Annotated in this window: 20 protein-coding genes; 9 read left to right on the top strand and 11 right to left on the bottom strand. The window is 74.0% G+C overall.

The window, feature by feature from the left end:
* Positions 1 to 27: 27 nt before the first annotated feature.
* The 3 genes from ACXR2U_RS03675 to ACXR2U_RS03665 all read right to left on the bottom strand — a co-directional run bounded on the left by ACXR2U_RS03675 (position 28) and on the right by ACXR2U_RS03665 (position 2631).
* Positions 28 to 672 (bottom strand): winged helix-turn-helix transcriptional regulator, encoded by a 645-nt coding sequence (locus ACXR2U_RS03675; protein ID WP_458823571.1) that lies wholly within the window; start codon positions 670 to 672, stop codon positions 28 to 30.
* A 3-nt stretch (positions 673 to 675) separates the two neighbouring features.
* Positions 676 to 1110, bottom strand: coding sequence for a VOC family protein (locus ACXR2U_RS03670; protein ID WP_458823570.1), 435 nt, complete (start codon positions 1108 to 1110; stop codon positions 676 to 678).
* 90 nt (positions 1111 to 1200) lie between these two features.
* A complete protein-coding gene (locus tag ACXR2U_RS03665) occupies positions 1201 to 2631 on the bottom strand; it encodes an FAD-dependent monooxygenase (RefSeq protein WP_458823569.1) in 1431 nt (476 codons plus the stop codon).
* A gap of 70 nt (positions 2632 to 2701) precedes the next feature.
* Here ACXR2U_RS03665 and ACXR2U_RS03660 point away from each other — a divergent pair, with 70 nt between their 5' ends.
* The gene (locus tag ACXR2U_RS03660) at positions 2702 to 3376 is read left to right on the top strand and encodes an alpha/beta fold hydrolase (RefSeq protein ID WP_458823568.1); all 675 of its coding nucleotides are present in this window, start codon (positions 2702 to 2704) and stop codon (positions 3374 to 3376) included.
* 410 nt (positions 3377 to 3786) lie between these two features.
* Positions 3787 to 4719 (top strand): HNH endonuclease, encoded by a 933-nt coding sequence (locus ACXR2U_RS03655; RefSeq protein ID WP_458823567.1) that lies wholly within the window; start codon positions 3787 to 3789, stop codon positions 4717 to 4719.
* 12 nt (positions 4720 to 4731) lie between these two features.
* On the opposite strand, the gene ACXR2U_RS03650 is transcribed toward ACXR2U_RS03655, so the two are convergent.
* From ACXR2U_RS03650 to ACXR2U_RS03640, 3 genes are read right to left on the bottom strand one after another with little or no spacing between them, the layout of a single operon-like run.
* Entirely contained in the window at positions 4732 to 5052 is a 321-nt protein-coding gene (locus ACXR2U_RS03650) for an antibiotic biosynthesis monooxygenase family protein (protein WP_458823566.1), read from the bottom strand.
* A 38-nt stretch (positions 5053 to 5090) separates the two neighbouring features.
* The gene (locus ACXR2U_RS03645) at positions 5091 to 5468 is read right to left on the bottom strand and encodes a MerR family transcriptional regulator (RefSeq protein ID WP_458823565.1); all 378 of its coding nucleotides are present in this window, start codon (positions 5466 to 5468) and stop codon (positions 5091 to 5093) included.
* Positions 5465 to 6499 carry an aldo/keto reductase gene (locus tag ACXR2U_RS03640; RefSeq protein ID WP_458823564.1) on the bottom strand — a complete coding sequence of 345 codons (1035 nt, stop codon included), beginning with the start codon at positions 6497 to 6499 and terminating at the stop codon, positions 5465 to 5467. Before ACXR2U_RS03640 ends, ACXR2U_RS03645 begins: the two co-directional genes overlap by 4 nt.
* 63 nt (positions 6500 to 6562) lie before the next feature.
* Between ACXR2U_RS03640 and hrpB the strand changes: the two genes are divergently transcribed.
* Both hrpB and ACXR2U_RS03630 read left to right on the top strand, forming a co-directional pair.
* Positions 6563 to 9061 (top strand): ATP-dependent helicase HrpB, encoded by a 2499-nt coding sequence (hrpB, locus tag ACXR2U_RS03635; protein WP_458823668.1) that lies wholly within the window; start codon positions 6563 to 6565, stop codon positions 9059 to 9061.
* A 115-nt stretch (positions 9062 to 9176) separates the two neighbouring features.
* The gene (locus ACXR2U_RS03630) at positions 9177 to 9920 is read left to right on the top strand and encodes a DinB family protein (protein WP_458823563.1); all 744 of its coding nucleotides are present in this window, start codon (positions 9177 to 9179) and stop codon (positions 9918 to 9920) included.
* Here ACXR2U_RS03630 and ACXR2U_RS03625 read toward each other — a convergent pair.
* Together ACXR2U_RS03625 and ACXR2U_RS03620 are read right to left on the bottom strand one after the other, a co-directional pair.
* Positions 9886 to 10098, bottom strand: a complete 213-nt coding sequence (locus ACXR2U_RS03625; RefSeq protein WP_458823562.1) for a tautomerase family protein — start codon at positions 10096 to 10098, stop codon at positions 9886 to 9888. The two genes, ACXR2U_RS03630 and ACXR2U_RS03625, sit on opposite strands and share 35 nt — an antisense overlap.
* A 65-nt stretch (positions 10099 to 10163) precedes the next feature.
* Entirely contained in the window at positions 10164 to 10922 is a 759-nt protein-coding gene (locus tag ACXR2U_RS03620) for an SDR family oxidoreductase (RefSeq protein ID WP_458823561.1), read from the bottom strand.
* A gap of 63 nt (positions 10923 to 10985) precedes the next feature.
* Here ACXR2U_RS03620 and ACXR2U_RS03615 point away from each other — a divergent pair, with 63 nt between their 5' ends.
* From ACXR2U_RS03615 to ACXR2U_RS03600, 4 genes are read left to right on the top strand one after another with little or no spacing between them, the layout of a single operon-like run.
* Positions 10986 to 11915: a LysR family transcriptional regulator gene (locus ACXR2U_RS03615; protein ID WP_458823560.1), complete on the top strand. Its 930-nt coding sequence runs from the start codon at positions 10986 to 10988 to the stop codon at positions 11913 to 11915.
* Positions 11916 to 11928: 13 nt separating this feature from the next.
* On the top strand, positions 11929 to 12261 hold the full coding sequence (locus tag ACXR2U_RS03610; protein WP_458823559.1) for a YdeI/OmpD-associated family protein: 333 nt from the start codon (positions 11929 to 11931) through the stop codon (positions 12259 to 12261).
* 13 nt (positions 12262 to 12274) lie between these two features.
* Positions 12275 to 12934: a dihydrofolate reductase family protein gene (locus ACXR2U_RS03605; RefSeq protein ID WP_458823558.1), complete on the top strand. Its 660-nt coding sequence runs from the start codon at positions 12275 to 12277 to the stop codon at positions 12932 to 12934.
* Positions 12931 to 13260, top strand: coding sequence for a CHY zinc finger protein (locus ACXR2U_RS03600; protein ID WP_458823557.1), 330 nt, complete (start codon positions 12931 to 12933; stop codon positions 13258 to 13260). The genes ACXR2U_RS03605 and ACXR2U_RS03600 overlap by 4 nt, the downstream gene beginning before the upstream one ends.
* On the opposite strand, the gene ACXR2U_RS03595 is transcribed toward ACXR2U_RS03600, so the two are convergent.
* Positions 13217 to 13807, bottom strand: coding sequence for a 2'-5' RNA ligase family protein (locus ACXR2U_RS03595; protein WP_458823556.1), 591 nt, complete (start codon positions 13805 to 13807; stop codon positions 13217 to 13219). The genes ACXR2U_RS03600 and ACXR2U_RS03595 overlap by 44 nt on opposite strands.
* Positions 13804 to 14217 carry a hypothetical protein gene (locus ACXR2U_RS03590; RefSeq protein ID WP_458823555.1) on the bottom strand — a complete coding sequence of 138 codons (414 nt, stop codon included), beginning with the start codon at positions 14215 to 14217 and terminating at the stop codon, positions 13804 to 13806. The genes ACXR2U_RS03595 and ACXR2U_RS03590 overlap by 4 nt, the downstream gene beginning before the upstream one ends.
* A gap of 277 nt (positions 14218 to 14494) precedes the next feature.
* Between ACXR2U_RS03590 and ACXR2U_RS03585 the strand changes: the two genes are divergently transcribed.
* A complete protein-coding gene (locus ACXR2U_RS03585; protein ID WP_458823554.1) occupies positions 14495 to 17224 on the top strand; it encodes an FAD/NAD(P)-binding protein in 2730 nt (909 codons plus the stop codon).
* Between the two features lie 41 nt (positions 17225 to 17265).
* On the opposite strand, the gene ACXR2U_RS03580 is transcribed toward ACXR2U_RS03585, so the two are convergent.
* Complete coding sequence (locus ACXR2U_RS03580) at positions 17266 to 18060, bottom strand: acyl-CoA thioesterase (protein WP_458823553.1); 795 nt, start codon at positions 18058 to 18060, stop codon at positions 17266 to 17268.
* Between the last annotated feature and the right edge of the window lie 31 nt (positions 18061 to 18091).

Raw genomic sequence — 18091 nt, 5'->3', positions numbered from 1 at the left:
CCCCGGGACTCGGATCCCGGGACGCCGTCACGCGGCGAGGTGGAAGGTGTTGACGAACCGGCCCAACAGGGCGCGGCGGCCGCGCAGCACCTGGACCGCGCCGCTGGCGACCGCGTCGTCGGGCCGCAGGTCGCCCGAGAGCAGGCGGTGGATCCCGGCGGCGTCGGCGGCGAAGGCGAGGTCCACGTCGCCCTCACCGCGGCGGACGTCGAGGGTCCGGCCGTCGACCCGGACCAGCAGGTCCGCCGGTCCGAGGTGGGCCGCGTAGGTCGTCGGCGGCAGGGTCGTCGCGGTCTGCGGCCGGAACGCGCTGCGCAGGGCGATGGTCATCGAGTCGGGCGTGATCACCTGGTTCTCACGGGGGTCACCCAGTGCCTTGAACCCCCACGCGCTCAACGCCAGCACGACCGGCTCGAGTTCGCGGCCGTACTCCGTGAGCTCGTAGACGATCACCCGCGAGCGCGGCGCCCGCCGGATGATGCCGGCGGCCTGCAGTTCCTTGAGGCGGGCCGCGAGGATGTTCGTGGGGATGCGGGGCAGGCCCGCGGCCAGTTCGCCGTAGCGCCGCGGGCCGACGAGCAGGTCACGGACCAGCAGCAGCGCCCAGCGCTCACCGACCAGTTCAAGCGCCTGGGTGACCCCGCACCACTGCCCGTAGTCGCGCGCCGCCACCGCTCAGGCCGAGTGGTCGACGACGGCGGGCGGTCCCTCCACGGCCGTCTTCGGGTCCATCCAGCCGAACTCGACGGCGTTGCCGTCGGGATCGGTGAGGCCGCGCTGGTACATGAAGCCGTAGTCGGCGGCGGGACGCGGCTCGGTGGCGCCGGCGGCGAGACCCTTGGCCGCGGTGGCGTCGACCTCCTCGCGGCTGTCGTAGAAGACCGACACCGAGGAGCACGGGCTGACGGCCGGATCGCCGATCGGCAGATCGGTGAAGGTCTGGAAGAACTCGCGCAGCAACACCATCAGGTAGCTGTGGTCCTCCTCGACGACGAAGCAGGCGGCGTTGTGGTCGCTGAACGCGGGGTTCAGGGTGAAGCCGACCGCGCTGTAGAACGCCTTGGCGCGTTCGAGATCGGTGACGGGCAGGCTGACGAACATCGCGGGCACGGCGGGCTCCTCGGGTGGGGTGCGGTGACGCAGACACTTGCAATGAACAAGTGCCGTGTCAAGGGGTCGGCCGCGGCGATCCCGCCGCGATCAGCGCGAGCCCGGACCGAACCAGGTCGTCAGAGCCTGCTCGAGGTCGTCCTGGCCCTCCCCGACCCAGGCGACGTGACCGTCGGGGCGGAGGAGCAGGGCGGGCGCGTCGAGGTGGGAGCTGACGTCGCGGCTCACGTCGACGCGTGAGGCCCAGTCGCTCGCTGCCAGGTCACCGGTCTGGTCGAGCAGGAGTCCGCGGCCGTCGTGGAGGAGGTCGTAGAGACGTCCGTGGGGGAACGGCAGGTCGGGGAGGCGTCGGCCGAGCAGGTCGGGGCCGTCGCCGAAGTCGTACCGGATGCCGGTCCCGGCGATCCGTTCGGTGAGGAACCGGTCGACGACCTCGAACTGCAGGAGTTCGGTGACCAGGCGCCGGACGGCCTGCGGGCCGGGCTCGGGGGAGATGAGCACGCTCTGGGCGCGGGTGAGGGTGAGGATGTCACTCGCGACCGGCCGACGTTCGGCCTCGTAACTGTCGAGCAGACCCGGCGGAGCCCAACCCGCGACCGCCGCGGCGAGTTTCCACCCCAGGTTGAACGCGTCCTGGACGCCGAGGTTGAGGCCCTGACCGCCGAGCGGTGGGTGCACGTGCGCGGCGTCGCCGGCGAGGAAGACCCGCCCGACGCGGTACGAGTCGGCCAGGCGGGTGGCATCGGTGAACCGGGTGACGGACCGTGGCGAGTGCACGCCGAAGTCGGTGCCGGCGAGGGACCGCAGTTGCGTGCGGAACTCCTCGAGCGTCGGCGGCACCGTGCGGTCGTCGCTCACCGCCGCCGCGGGGACGACGGCCCGGTAGCGGCCCTCGCCCGCCGGGCCGATGCCGAAGCCGCGGTGGGTGCGGCGCACCTCGGCCGAGACGCGCGCGATCTCCTCGGCCGGTGCGGTCACCTCGACCTCACCGAGCAGCCACTCGGTCTGGGCGGGTTCGCCGGGGAAGCCGATGTCGAGCGCGCGCCGCACCTGACTCCGGCCGCCGTCGCACCCGACCAGCCAGTCGGCCCGCAACGTGGTGCCGTCGTCGAGCGAGACGGTGACGCCGTCGTCGTCCGCGTCGAGGGTGTCGATCCCGTGTCCACGCCGGACGTCCGCGCCGAGTTCGGTCGCGCGCTCGGTGAGCAACCGGTCGGTGACAGGTTGGGGGATCGCGAGGATGTAGGCGTGCGCGCTGTCGAGCCCCGGTGACCGGCCGGTCTCGATCCCGGCGAAGCGTCCGACCACCCCGGGGTGCTGCGTGCCCTCGGCCAGGAAACGGTCGAGGAGGCCGCGTTGATCGAGGATCTCGACCGTGCGTGGGTGCAGCCCCAGGGACCGGACGGCGGGGTTCGGGGACGCGTCCCTCTCGACCACGACGACGTCGACTCCGTGCAGTCGCAGTTCGGCGGCCAGCATCATCCCGGTGGGGCCGCCGCCGCTGATGATCACGTCGGGCACGGGGTCGACGCTAACGGCTTCCGCGGTGGAGCAGGCTGGGCACGCGGTACGCGACGAGAGGTGGACGATCGTGACGACGTTCGTGCTGATCCCCGGGGCCGGCGGTGCGGGGGAGGTGTACTGGCGGGAGGTGGTGCAGGAGCTCGGCTCGCGTGGGCACTGCGGCATCCCGGTCGAGATCGCCGGGGACGACCCGGCGCTCGGTCTGCCCGAGTACGCCGCGATCACCGACGCCGCGATCGGCGAGCACCGGGACGTCGTGCTGGTCGCGCAGTCGATGGGCGGCTTCACCGCGCCGATGATCGACAAGCGGGACCAGGTCGCGCGGATCGTCCTGCTCAACGCGATGATCCCGGTGCCGGGGGAGACGCCGGACGAGTGGGGGCGGGCCGTCGGGGCGCAGGAGGCGTACGAGGCGGCAGCCGTGGCCGCGGGCCGCGCCACGGACTTCGACCTCGACGAGGTGTTCCTCCACGACATCCCGGACAACGTGAAGGCGGCGATGGCCGAGGGGGACCGCGGGCCGGCCGCCACGCCGTTCGGGCAGCCGTGCACGTTCACCACGTGGCCGGACGTGCCGGTCCACGTCCTGGTCGGGGCCGACGACCGACTGTTCCCCGCGGCGTTCCAGGTGCGGGTCGCGAAGGACCGACTCGGGGTCGACGCGCACGTCGTGCCGGGTGGTCACCTGGTCGCGAAGAGCCGACCGGTCGAGGTCGCGGAACGACTCATCGCCTTCGGGTAGGCGGGCGGGAGGGATGCGAGAATCAGCCGCAATCTGTTGACATCTCTGCCGCAGTCGGTAAATCGAACACATGTCGAACACCGTTTCGGACCGGCTAGCGCGGATCGCCGCGCTGGACGCGCAACGGTGTCGACTGGCCGCCGAGATCGCCCGCGAGACCGCGACCCTGGCCGCCGAACAGCGCGCCGCGATCGAGGTGGAGATCGCGACCGTGCCGAAGCCTGGTGTGGGTCGGGCGCGGCGGCGCGAGCACGCCCGGCGGCAGCTGGTCGCGGAACTCGGTCGGGCGTTGAAGCTGAGCCCGTGGCACGCGGGGCAGTACCTGCGGTGGGCGGTCGAGGCACCCGTCGACACCCCTGGCACCTTCTCGTTGTTGGAGCGCGGGGAGTTGTCGGAGGCGGGCGCGGATTGTGTTCGACCAGGTCGCACCGTTGGAGCAGGTGGACCGGCAGATCGTCGATGCCGGTATCGCGGCGAACCTCGACGGGTGGGGCGACCGGACCCTGACCCGCCGGACCCGCGCCGCCGTGCAGGAACTCGACCCCGCCGGCGCCTGCGCCCGCGCGGTGCGAGCTGCCGGTGAGCGGCGGGTCACCACCCGCCCGGCGCCGGATGCGATGGGCTGGCAGACGCTGCTCGCCCCGATGGTGCAGGTCGTGGCCTGCCGGGCCGCGCTCGAGCAGGCCGTCAGAGACGCCCGGGCCGCCGGGGATCAACGCGCCCGCGACCAGATCATGGCCGACACGGTCGTCGAACGGATCACCGGACAGACCTCGGCCCCCGCCGTCCCGCTCGCGGTGCAGCTGGTCATCACCGACCGCACCCTGCTCGGTGTCAGCGACGCACCTGCCCGCCTGGCCGACGGATCACCGATACCGGCACCCCTGGCCAGGGCGATGGTGCTCGACACCGAGACCGCGCACCGGGTCCGCCGCCTGTTCTGCGACCCCGCCGGCCGGCTCATCACCGCCGAGACCGCCTCACGTCAGTTCACCAGAGCCATGGCCGACTTCGTGGCGCTGCGTGACGAAGACACCTGCACCACGGACTTCTGCGACGCCCCGATCCGGCACGTCGACCACCACCGACCCCACACCCACGGCGGCCGGACGAGCCTGACCAACGCCCGCGGGATGTGTGTCTGGTGCAACGAGACCAAAGCCGATCGCGTCCCGGACACGTCGCCACGGCCGCCGTCGACGCCCGCCCGGCCACCGGGCCGACCGACCTGCCGACGGCGACGCCGGTCGCGGGTCGAACGGATCGCGCGGCGCCGGATCGAGGCGGCGCTGGGTCAGCAGGCCCGGGTGTTCGTCACGTCCCACGGAGTCACGCCGCGCTGAGGCGTGCCGCCGTCAGTTCGTGACGGCGACCTCGTAGCTCCAGACCTCGCTGTGCACGCCGACCGGACGGGGGGCCGGTTCGCCCTGCCGCTCGGCCTCGGAGCGGTGGCCGTGGGCGAAGGCGGCTGAGGAGGTCCACGCCTGGAACGACTCCTCGTCGCGCCAGCGGGTCAGCACCAGCCACTGGCGACGGTCGTCCGTCGGCTTGAGGAGCTCGAAACCCTCGAAGCCGTCGGCGGAGTCGACCGCTCCGGCCCGGGCGGCGAAGCGGTGGGCGAGTTCGTCGCCGCTGTCGGCTTCGACGGTGATGGCGTTGATCTTGATGACGGTCACCCGTCCGATGGTGCCCGGCGCCGATGTGAGCCCGGGCGCTACCCCCGTGCCGAGTAGTGGGCGATCTTGTCGTCGAGCACCGCCAGCGCCTTCCGCGTCGCCTCCTGGTGCGCCAGCAGATCGGCCCGCCGCTGCTGCAGGAACGCGACGCGGTCGGCCGGGTCGCTCGCATCGCTGCGCAGCAACTCGGTGAAGCGACGCAGGTCGGCGATGCCCAGCCCGGCGTCCCGCAGACACGTGAGCAGACCGACCCAGGCGAGATCGCCCGCGGTGTAGCGGCGGCGCCCGCCCGCGGTGCGGTCGACCGGGGCGGTGAGCCCTTCGCGCTCGTAGTAGCGCAAGGTGTCGAGGGTCAGGCCGGTCCGCTCGGCCGCTTCCTGCGGCGTGTACGAGGCGCTGGTGTCGGCGGCGCTCATCCGGTCATGGTGTCACGACCGAGGGCGCTCGCGACCTGGTCGAGTTCGGCCGTGGTCATCGGTGGTGCCTGCAACGTTCCCAGCGTGTCCTCCACCTGCACCGCGGTGCGGAAGCCCGGCAGCGGGACGGCGTCGGGCTCGGTGGCGAGTACCCAGGCCAGCGCGCCCTGCGCCAGCGTGCGACCACCCGAGGTGAGGACGTCACGGACGTCGGACAGTCGGTTCCACGCCTGCTCGGTCGGCACCCCGCCGGCGAACCACGTCAACCACTCCGGTTGGTGGTGACGCACGTCGTCCTCCGGCAGTGGCGTGTCCGGACGGTGGCCGCCGCCCAGCAGTCCCATCGCGAGCGGCGAACGCAGCAACAGACCCAGACCGTGTTCGCGACCGGGCGCCACCGATGCGGCCGGGCCGTCGAGAACGTTGCACTGTGCCTGCAGCACACCGAAGTGCTCTCCGGCCAGCAAGGGTTCGAGCTCGGACGGGAAGTCGGTGCTCACGCCGTACCACCGCACCGTCCCCTCGGCGACGAAGTCCTCGAGCACCGCGATCAGGTCGCCGACCTGCTCGGCCGGGATGCCCGGGGTGTGCAGTTGGTAGACGTCGACGTGGTCGCGGCCCAGCCGACGCAGCGACGCCGTCAGGGCGGCCCGGACACCGACCGGCGACGTGTCGACCCCGGTCAGTTCCCGCGTCGCCTCGTCGAAGGTGTTGCCAAACTTGGTCGCGACCAGCACCTCGGGACGACCGGCGAGCGCGCGGCCGAGCAGCCGTTCGGCGTGCCCGGCGCCGTAGACGTCGGAGCTGTCGAACAGGGTCACCCCGAGGTCGACGGCCGCGGCGAGCGCGCGCAGCGACTCGGCGTCGTCGACGCCGGTGTAGCCGAGGTCCGCGCTGGCGCGGCGCATCGCGCCGCCGATCGGCCAGGTGCCGAGGCCGATCGCCGACACGGTGAGTCCGGTGCGGCCCAGGGTGCGGGTCGTCGTGGCGCGGGTCGGCGGGCGGGTCGTCGGGTCCGGTGCCGTGGTCATGTGCCCACCCTGCGACCTGGAGCGCGCACCAGGTCAAGTGCCGGCCGTAGCCTCGTCGCCGTGATGCTGCCGGGCGCCGGGTCGGCCGGGGCCGACCTCCCGGTGCGCGCGGTGCTGCCGGACGTCGTCACGGCCGTGCGGGAACGGGGCACCGCGGTGCTCGTCGCCCCGCCCGGCTCGGGCAAGACCTCGCTGCTGCCGCTGGCGTTGGCCGACGCCGTGGACGGACGTGTGCTGGTCGCCGAGCCGCGCCGCCTGGCCACCCGCGCCGCGGCGCACCGGCTGGCGACGCTCGTGGGCGAGAAGCTCGGCGGACGCGTGGGATTCGCCATGCGGGGCGAACGTGTCGGGGGCTCGGACGTGCGGGTCGAGGTCGTCACCACCGGTCTGCTGGTGCAGCGGCTGCAGCGCGACCCGGAGTTGCCGGGTGTCGGCGCAGTGGTCCTCGACGAGTGCCACGAACGTCACCTCGACTCCGATCTCGCCCTGGCGTTCGGGGTCGACGTGCGCACCAACCTGCGAGACGACCTGGCCTTCGTCGCCACCTCCGCGACCGCTGACACCGCGAGCATGACCCGGGTGCTGGGGACGGACGGGAGCCCGGCGCCGGCGGTCACCAGCGACGCCGCCTCCCACGGTGTCGACATCGTCTGGGCGCCGCCCGACCGTCCGCTGCCACTGTTGCCCGGTGCACGGGTCGACCCCCGAATGCTCGCCCACGTCGCGGATGTCGTGCAGCAGGCGCTGTCCGAGACCACCGGCGACGTCCTGGTCTTCCTGCCAGGGGAACGCGAGATCGAGACGGTCGCACGGTCGGTGCGCGGTGACGTGGACGTGCTGCCGCTGTTCGGACGCCAGCGCGCCGAGGCCCAGGACCGGGCGCTGCGGGTGGGACCTCGACGGCGGGTCGTGCTGTCCACGGCGGTCGCCGAGAGTTCGCTGACCGTGCCGGGGGTGCGTGTCGTCGTCGACGCCGGGTACTCCCGGGAACCCCGGGTCGACCACGCCCGCGGTCTCGGCGCGTTGGTGACGACGCGGGTGTCGAAGGCGTCGGCCGAACAGCGCGCGGGTCGAGCCGGGCGCGAGGCACTCGGTGTCGTCTACCGGTGCTGGTCGAGGCACGACGACGTCTACCTCGCCGCCCACCCGACGCCCGAGATCGCCGCGGCGGACCTCACCGGTTTCGCCCTGGCCGTCGCGGCCTGGGGCGCGCCGGGCGGGAGCGGTCTGCGGTGGCTCGACGCACCGCCCGGACCCGCCCTGGACGCCGCGACCGGCCTGCTCACCCAACTCGGGGCGCTCGACGACGACGGGCGGATCACGCGTCGCGGTCGGGCGATGGCCGACGTCGGGGCCCATCCGCGCCTGGCCCGCGCGGTGCTCGACGGCGCCGACCTGGTCGGGGCCGACCGGGCGCGCGAGGTCGTGGCGATCCTCTCCGACGAGTCCCTGGCCGGCCGCGGTGACGACCTACCCGCCCGCTGGCGGCAGTTGCGCCACGGTGACGACCCTGCGACCGGCCGGTGGCGCGCCGAGATCCGCCGACTCGGACGGGGCGGGCCCTCCGCGCGGGGATCGGTCCCGGACGACCTCGCCGCCGGGATCGTCGTCGGCCTGGCGTTCCCCGACCGCCTCGCGCGGGCCCGGAGCGCTGACGCCACGTCCTACCTCATGTCCGGCGGCACCGGGGTGTCCCTGACACCGGACTCACCCCTGCGCGGCAGCGGGTGGTTGGCGGTCGCGGTTGCCGACCGGCCGGTGGGTCGCGCCGACGCGCGGGTGCGCGCCGCCGCCCCGATCGACGAGGCCACGGCCCGCGAGGTGGGCGCGGCACTGCTGCATCGTGCAACGGACATCGCGTGGGACGACGACGGGCTGAGGGTGGTCGAGCGGGAATCCCTCGGCGCGATCGTGCTCTCCGAGCGCCGCCCGGCCCGCCCGGACCCCGCGGCGGTGAGGGCGGCGGTGCGCGACGGCGTGCGGAGATCGGGTCTCGGGGTGCTGCGGTTCACCCCGGCGGCGCAGGAGTTCCGGGCTCGACTGGCGTTGTGCCACACCGTGCTGGGCGATCCGTGGCCCGACGTCTCCGACGCCGCCCTGCTCGCGCGCCTCGACGACTGGCTCGGTCCTGATCTCGACGGGGTGCGTCGCACCTCCGACCTCGCCCGCATCGACGTCGTCGCGGCGCTGCGGCGGCTGCTGCCCTGGCCCCAGGCCGGCCGCCTCGACGACCTCGTGCCGGAGCGGGTGCCGATCCCGACCGGCGAGCAGCGACGCCTCGACTACACCGCCGGTGACGCTCCGGTGCTCGCGCTGCGGGTCCAGGAGGCGTTCGGGTGGACCGACACCCCGACGGTCCTCGACGGCCGGGTGCGGGTCGTCCTGCACCTGCTCTCGCCCGCCGGTCGACCGGCCGCGGTGACCTCGGACCTCGCCTCGTTCTGGCGCCAGGGGTACCCGCAGGTGCGCGCCGACCTGCGCGGTCGCTACCCGCGGCACCCGTGGCCGGACGATCCGCTCGCGGCGACCCCCACGCGGCGGGCTGCGCCCCGACGCCGGTGACCTGACGGTTGTCGGTCGCGGCCGCTACGGTCCCCGGGCATGGACGAGTTCGTCGAACGGCACCTGTCGGGATCGGTTCCACCGTGTCGACCTGTCCGGATCGACTTTTGACACCGTGGACCTCAGCGGGGCGAAGATCCGCAACGCCAACCTCGCCGGGCTCGAGATCCGGGAGGCGTGGCTCGACGGGGTGGTCATGCGAGGCGTCGAGATCCCGGACCTCGACGTCTACGGGGAACTCGGTCGGGTGGTCGTCAACGGCGTCGACGTCACGGCTTACGTCGAGACGGAACTCGACCGCCGGTACCCCGACCGGTCGTTGATGCGCCCGACCGATCCCGAGGGCTTCCGCGTGGCGTGGGACGTCGTCGAGCGCTTCTGGGACGACACCGTGGCGCGCGCCCGCACGCTCGACCCGGCGCTGTTGCACGAGCGGGTCGACGGCGAGTGGTCGTTCACCGAGACCCTGCGTCACCTGGTCTTCGCCACCGACTGCTGGGTCGGCCGTGCCCTCGGGGGCGATCCCGCGCCGTGGCACCCGCTCGCGCTGCCGTGGGACGGCATGCCCGACACCGAGGGCGTGCCGCGGGACCGTGAGGCCCGCCCGGACCTCGACACCGTGCTCGCGATGCGCCGCGACCGGATGGACCAGGTCCGTGCCGTCATCGAGGCGCTGACCCCCGACCGCCTCGCCGGCACCACCACACCCGTCGAGGCGATCGGGTGGCCGGAACCTCGCGCCTACCCGGTGCAGGAGTGCCTGCGCACGGTGCTCAACGAGGAGTGGGAGCACCACCTCTACGCCGAGCGTGACCTCGACCGGCTCAGCTCGGCTCGATCCCCATCGACGCCAGCGTGAGCACCTCGTCGGCCCGGCCCCAGCCGCCGTCGGCCACCTCCTCGACCAACACCATCGTGTGCGGGCGGGCATCCTCGCCGAACAGCGACACCAGGAGATCGGTCGTGCGGTGCACGATCTCCTCCTTCTGGGCCGCGGTGAGCGTGCCCTGGGGCACCTTGTAGTTCGCGAACGGCATGACGGTCTCCTGGAGGGAAGTTGTGGGAGGCAACGGTTGCGGTCGCATGACGACCGCGGGGTGGGTCAGACCAGGCCGCCGTTGACGCGGAGGGTCTGGCCGTTGACCCAGTGCCCCGCCGGGCTCGCGAGGAACACGACCGCACCGGCGATGTCCGCGGGCTGACCGAGGCGGTCCAGCGGCACGGCGTGGGCCAGTCGGCTCACCTCCTCCTCGGTCTTGCCGTCGAGGAACAGGTCGGTGGCGGTGGGGCCGGGCGCCACGGTGTTGACGGTGACGTCGCGGCCGCGCAGTTCGCGGGCGAGGATCAGGGTGAAGCCCTCGGTCGCCGCCTTGGACGCGACGTACGGGCCGTAGGTGGGGGTGTTGGTCCCCACCACCGACGTCGAGAAGGTGATCACGGTGCCGCCGGGGCGGGTGCGACGTGCCGCCTGCTGCAACACCAGGAACGTTCCGCGCACGTTGGTGCGCTGGACCTGGTCGAAGGCGTCGAGGTCGAAGTCCGCGATGGGCGCGAGCTTCATGATCCCGGCGGCGTTGACGGTGACGTCGACGCCGCCGAACTGTCGCTCGGCGGCGTCGAAGAGGGCGGCGACGGCGTGCTCGTCGGCGACGTCCGCCGCGACCGCGACAGCCTCGCCGCCGGCTCCGGTGATCGCGTCGACCGTCCGGGCGGCGGCCCCGGCGTTGCCCGCGTAGCCGACGACGACGGCGTAGCCCGCCGCTCCCAACGCGGTGGCGGCGGCGGCGCCGATGCCGCGCGACCCGCCGGTGACGACGGCGACGCGTCGTGGGGTGCTGTCCGTGGAGTTTCCCGTGCTCATGACTCCAGTGTCGGCGCTGAGCGACCATGATTCCAATGAATGATGAGCATGTACGGTATGCGTGTGACGGATGTGGGGGACATCGACCTCAACCTGTTGCTGCCGTTGGCCGCGCTGCTGGAGGAACGTCATGTCACCCGGGCGGCCGAACGCGTCCACCTGAGCCAGCCGGCGATGAGCCGGACGCTCGCCCGCCTCCGTCGGGTCTTCGACGACGAACTGCTCGTGCGGGGTCCGGCGGGGTACGAGCCGACGCCACGGGCCGAACGCATCCAGCGCGACCTACGGGCGCTGCTCCCGCAGGTCCGCCAGTTGTTCGCGGGCGGCCGGTTCGACCCCGCGGCGGCGACCGAGAGTCACCGGCTCTCCGGCACCGACTACGCGGTGTGGCTGTTCGCGCCCTCGCTGTTCCGCGCCGTGCTGCTGGCCTCGCCGCACTCGCAGATCACCTTCACGCCGTGGCACGACCGGGTCTTCGAGGACCTCGAGCGTGGCACCGTCGACCTCGCCTTCTACGGTCTCGCAGCCCCCGCCGGACTCCGGTCGCAAAAGCTGTTCGACGAGCGTTTCGTGTGCCTGGTGTCGGACGCGAGCCCGCTCGCCCGGCGTCGGCGCCTCGACCTCGACACCTACCTCGCCGCGTCCCACGTCGTCATCGACGTCGGCGAGGGCGAGCAGACCGTCATCGACCGTCACCTGTCGACCCTCGGGCGTCGGCGGGCGGTGAGCCTGCGCCTGCCCTACCACGCCGCGGCGCCGGCGGTGCTGCCCGGAACGGCGCTGGTGGCGACGTTGCCGAAACGGCTCGCCGACACCTTCGCCGGTGACCCGGACCTGCGCTTCCTCGCCGCCCCGCCCGAGATCGCCGCCATGACCTACCGGATGTCGTGGCACCCGCGGCTCGACGACGACCCGGCCCACCGCTGGCTACGCGCGCAGGTGCGCGCCGTTGTCGGGGGTGGGGGCGATGATCCGGGACGAAGTCGTCCCTGACGAGAGGTGCACCGTGGACCGGGAGCTGCCCGTGGTGTCGTTCCCCGACCGCGCCGCGTTGCGGTCCTGGTTGACCGAGCACCACGCCGATTCCGCCGGCGTGCTGGTCGTGGTCCCCCAGGGTGGTCGACCCGGTCTGCGCTTCGAGGACCTGCTCGACGAGGGGTTGTGCTTCGGCTGGAGCGAGAGCACCCGGCTGCCCGGGGACGACGAGTGCTACCTGCAACGGTTCACACCGCGGCGCCGAGCGGGGACCACGTCGGCCCGGAACCTCGCCCACGCCCGGCAGTTGATCGAGGCGGGACTGATGACCCCGGCGGGCCGCGCGGCTCTGCTGCTCGACTGAGAGGATGACGCCCATGGCCAGGTTGCGGGTCCACAACTTCACGATCAGCCTCGACGGCTTCGGTGCCGGTTCCGGGCAGCGGCTCGACGCGCCGATGGGTGACCACGTCGAGGGCCTGCACGCGTGGATGTTCGCGACCGCCTTCGGCCGGGCGATGTTCGGCGGCAGCGGCGGCACCACGGGCGTCGACAACGAGTTCGCGGTCGCCGGCGACGACGGCATCGGCGCGACCATCATGGGCCGGCACATGTTCGCGCCGGCCGCAGGGCCGTGGCCCGACCCGTCCTGGCGGGGGTGGTGGGGCGAGACCCCGCCCTACGGTCACGACGTGTTCGTCATGACCCACCAGCCACGGCCGGATCTGGTGATGGACGGCGGGACGGTCTTCCACTTCGTCACCGGTTCACCGGAAGACGTGCTCGCGCAGGCGGTCGAGGCGGCGGACGGCGGCGACGTGCGCCTCGGCGGCGGGGCCTCGACCGTCGACCAGTTCCTGCGCGCCGGCCTGGTCGACGACCTGCACCTCGTGATCTCGCCGATCCTCGTCGGCAGCGGCGCGCGCTTGTTCACCGATCTCGCCGGCCTCCCCGACGGCTACCGCGTGAGCGCCCTGACGCCGTCGGACACCAGCGGCGTCGTGCACGCCACGATCACCCGCCGGGACCCGGCATGACGTCGGCCGCCACGGTGCCCGTGTTCGGACGGGCGGTCGACGCCCAGACCCGGTGCGTGCACTGGCACTCCGACCGCGACGTCGTCGCGATCGAGTTCGCCTGTTGCCGGCGGTTCTTCCCCTGTCACGCCTGCCACGAGGAGACGGCCGACCACCCGGCGACGACGTGGGCCGTCGCCGAACGCGGCCACGCGGCGGTGCTGTGCGGTGTGTGCCGCTCTCGCCTCACGATCGAGGAGTACCTCGCCGGCGGCGACGCCTGCCCGCGCTGCGCCGCTCCGTTCAACCCCGGGTGCCGGCTGCACCACCACCTCTACTTCGACTGAAGCGGGACGTGGCCGGCGTCGCCGCTGGCGCGACGACGATCACCGCGAGCGCGTCGACGGTCGCGTCGAGCGGTGCGAAGCTCGCCGTGATCTCGCGGCGCACCCGCTCGAGGGTGACGCGGTCCAGCCGGGTCGCCAGCGAGCAGTGCGGCACCCAGGTGTCGGGTTCGCTGCGCCCGACGAACGCCGCCGGCCACGGACCCGCGACGACGGCCGCGTACACGGACCGTTGCAGGGTGCACAGGTCGGTCGGGTCGTCCGGGCCGAGCCACAGGGCACCGGCCCGGCCGAAGGTGCCCACCCGGCTCAGGCGGAACCGCACCGGGTCGCTCCGCGCCGCCAGGTCTCGCGCCAGGTCGACCACTCCGTCCAGCTGCTCGGGGTGCACCCGCACGGCGGCCAGAGTGAGGTGCGGCCGGTGTCGCGGCCGTGCCGGCAGCCGGACCCCCGTCCGGGCCACGGCGTCGCGCACCGCGAGCACCGCGGCGTCGGTGGCGGCGTCGAACGCGGCGCACACCACCGCCGTCACCAGACCGGGCCCGGTCACCGTGTCGCGGAGCTCCGTGGTCCGACGCCGACCTCGAGCGGCACGCCGGCGGTGGCGGCGACCCGGGCGAGGTCGTCGCGTCCGAGCCCCCGCAGCGGCAGCCGTGAGCCGTCGCGCAGGTGGGCGTACGCCAGCGGATCGGTCGACCAGGGGTGGGGCGTGGTGATGCGCTCGAGCTCCGCGAACGGGACGTCCCGGTGCCGGAAGCCCACCCGTGGCAGACGCAGGTGGTCCGTCCGCACCACCGCGTCGGTCGGCGCGAGCCAGGCAGCGCCCATCGCCCCGCACGTCGCCGCCCACACCACCGCGACCGTTCCGCCGCCCAGCAGCGCCCCGGCACCGGAACCCGCACCCACGACGAGGTAGGCCGCGCCGATCGTGCGGGTCCCGAACCGCAGGCGAGGCGTCACCTGGCCGACGGTACGGTCCGCCCAGACGCGGCTACGCCGGCGCGGCGAACGTGAACCGGGTGCAGTCGGCGCGGAAGGCGAACCACGCGAGAGCTCGGCGCGGCGTCAGGACCTGCAGCGGGGTCAGCGGGCGACGCGGCCGCGGCGGCGCACCAGCGCGAGGCTGCACGCCGGCAGCGACGTGGCGACGAGGGCGACCACGAGCACGCTGAGGGCGAGAACCATACGTTCCGTTCTACCACACCGATGAGGTAGGAATTGTGAGACGATCCGCGCCATGGCGATCCCGCAGCCCTCTCCACCCCGTTCCGGCGCCCCCGTGGTGGCGGTGGTCGGCACCGGCGCGGCCGGGACCCTCGCGGCGATCCACCTCGCCGCGACGGCCGGGCGCGCGGGCCGTCCGCTCGACCTGCTGCTGGTCGACGACCGGCCGACCGGCCGGGGCGTCGCCTACGGGACCTCGGACCGCCGCCACCGGCTGAACGTGCCGGCGGCACGCATGAGCGCGTGGCCCGACGACCCCGACCACTTCCGGCGGTGGCTGGTCACCCACGCCGACCCCGCGGCCACCGGCGCGACCTTCGCCGCCCGCGCCGACTACGGCCGCTACCTCGCCGACACCCTCGACCGGACCGTCGAGGCGACCTCCGGGGTCGGGCTCGAGCGGGTTCCCGAGCGGGCCATCTCGCTGACCACGATCGGGCGGCGGTGGCGGCTCGGCCTCGACGCCGCCCGCAGCCGTCCGGCCGATGCCGCCGTGCTCGCCCTCGGCAACGGCGCACCCGACGTCGGCTGGGCACCGGACTCGTTGCGCCGCTCCCCGCGCTTCGTCCCGGACCCGTGGGCACCGGGCGCGTTGTGGGCGATGCCCGACGACGCACCCGTGCTGCTGGTCGGGTCGAGCCTGACGATGGCCGACGTCGTCGTCGCGCTCGGTGACACCGAACGGGTCGTGCACGTCGTGTCGCGTCACGGGCTGGGTCCGCTCGCCCACCGCCCGGACCCCTCTCCGGCCGTGGCGCCACCGGTCGTCCCCGACGGCCCGCTGACCTGGCCGCAGGTCCGTCGCCTGGTCGTCGGCCACATCCGGGAGCACGTCGCCCGGGGTGAGGACTGGCGGGCCGCGGTCGACGGGCTGCGCCTGGTCACGACGCGGCTGTGGCAGGCGATGCCGGACGCGGAACGTCGCCGCTTCCTCGCCGTCGGTGCGCGGCGGTGGGACCAGGTGCGGCACCGCGTCGAACCCGCGATCGGGGAGTGGCTGCAGGAGCGGGTCGACGCCGGCCGCCTGGTGCTCCACGCCGGCGAGATCGTGGCCGCCGAGGAGACCACGGGTGGCCTGCGCGTGGGGCTGTCGTGCGGGGAGCACCTCGACGTCGGCGCGGTGGTCGCCTGTACCGGCCCTCGCGCTGACCTGCGCGCGGACCACGACGCGCTCGTCCTCGACCTGTTGACCTCCGGCACCGCGCGCCCGGGTGAGCACGACATGGGCCTCGCCACCGACGACGACGGTCGGGTCCTCGGCGGCGACGGCGGGGACCGGGCGGTCTGGACGCTCGGCCCGATGCGGCGGGGGCAGTTGTGGGAGTCCACGGCCGTCCCCGAGATCCGGCAGCAGGCCGCGGCGCTCGCCGCGGCGGTCCTCGCCGACCTGCCCGGCCACCGCGTCGTGCGCCGCCCCCGCGACACCTACGGCCTGCCGCTCTCCACCACCCCCGAGGCGGCCGAGCTCTACGGCCGTGGGCTCGGCCGCGTGCTGCGGGTGCAGGACGGGGCCGAGGACCTGGTCGCGGCGGCCGTCGCCGCCGACCCGGGCTTCGCACTGGGGCACGCGGCACTCGCCCTGCTCGGTCACGAGGGCGGTGCGGACGGCGTCGACGTCGAGGCCGCACTCGCCGCGGCGGCCGCCGCGGTCGACCAGGCCGACGAGCGGGAACGGCGGTTCGTGCAGGTCGCCCGGGACCGCATCCGCCGCCCGGGTGCGCGGTCGGCGGCCGCGCTCATCGCGCACATCCAGGCCTATCCCGAGGACGCCCTGGCCGTCAGCGTGGCCGTGCCGACCATCGCCTTCGGCGGCGCGACCGAACTGCCGCAGGAGGCGTGGGCGCTGGTCGAGGGACTCGCGCCCGCCTACGGCGACGACTGGTGGTACCGCGGCCTGTTGGCGTTCATGCGTCAGGAGCAGCAGCAGTGGGACGAGGCGATGGCCCTCGCCGAGGCCTCGCTCGCGGCCGAGCCGCACGCGGGGCACGCCGCCCACGCCAAGACCCACGTCCACTACGAGACCGGCGACCACGTCCAGGGTCTCGCGTGGCTGAACCGTTGGATCACGGCGTCGGGCCGGGCCACGGCGCACGGTGCCCACTACTCGTGGCACGCGGCGTTGCACGAACTCGCGACCGGTCAGGACGACGCCGCCGCCGGCCGGTACGCGGCCCAGCTCGCGCCGCCCAGGGTCACCGGGGTGCGGGCGTTGGTCGACTCGGTGTCGCTGCTGTGGCGCGGGTACGTCGACGGCGCATGGGACTGGCCCGAGGTCGGCGCCGTCCTCGACACCGTGGAGCCGGCGCTGTTGCGCGAGCCCCCGACCCCGTTCGTCGCCCTGCACGTGGCGGTCGCGCTGACCGCGGGCGAGGACGCCGCCGGGCTGGCCCGGCTGCGTGAGCACGCCGCGGGGCGCGGCGAGCCGGTGTTCCGGGAGACCGTGGCGCCCCTGGCCGACGCCCTGCTCGCGCTCGTGCGTGGTGACGCCGGCACGGCCACCGACCGACTGCTCGAACTGCACGGCGTGGCCCGCCTCGGCGGCAGCGCCGCACAGCAGGACGTCGTGGAGGGAACGTTGCTGTATGCAGCGATGACGGCGCGGCGGCGGGAGCTGGCGCAGACCCTGCTGCGCGAGCGGCTCGAGCGGCGACCGTCACCGCGGGACGCCGCGCGGCTCGCGGCCCTGACCGGCCCGCGGGCCGGACGCGTCGTCGACGGGGTGCCGCGCCGCCCCGCGCCCTGAATCCGTTGCATTGAGCAACAAACCAGCGGAACGACGGAGCGTCAGACGAAACGGATCCCGGCGAGCTGGGTGGCTTGGGCGACCAGGCGTCCCCGGCTGTCCCACACCCAGCAGCGTTCGTCGACCCGGCCGGCCTCGACGAGGTGGGCGGTCTGGCGCACCGTCACCGGACCGGGGGCGGGCAACGCCCGGACGTAGGCGGTGAGCTCGAGCGTCGGGACCCACCCGGACGGTCCGATGTCGAACGTCGCCGGCGGCAGGGCGTCGACCGCGTACAGCAGTGAGAGCGGGTCGAAGTCCTCGTCGCCCTGCAGCGCGAGGGTGGCGCGCAGCTCGCCACGACCGGTCGGCGGGATCGTGAAGCCACCGCAGGACGGGTCCAGGCGCATGTCGACCTGAGCCATCGCACGGGCCTCGGTGCCCAGCGGGGTCACCGGCGGGACACGGAGCAGGTCGTCCGGGGCGGGCAGGTCGACGCCGGGCGCGCCGGCGTCCCAGGTCGGGCTGGTGTCCGGGTCGAGCCGGCCGGTCGTGAACAACGCCTCGACCGCGGTCGCGTCGCCCTGCCGCAGCCGCGCCCGCAGTTGACTCGCCGAGCGGCCGGCCCGCAGCGTCTCGACCTCGACGACGACCGGTCCGGGGTCGGGGGAACGCAGGTAGTGCGCGCTCGCGGCCAGCACGTGCGGGTGGGTGTCGGAGGTGGTAACGGCGCGGGCGAGCATGGCCAGCAGGTAGCCGCCGTTCGGTTTCCCCGCGATCGTCCACTCGGCGGAGACCTCGCCGGTCCAACGGTCCTCGCCGGTCGGTGTGAGCGCGGTGGCGGTGGAGAAGGGCACGAGCACCTCGTCATCCCAGCACACGGAAGAC

It is taken from the genome of Jatrophihabitans sp. YIM 134969 (assembly GCF_054456675.1).
Note: the sequence above shows the minus strand (reverse complement) of the source record. Positions and strands in the feature narration are given on the sequence as shown.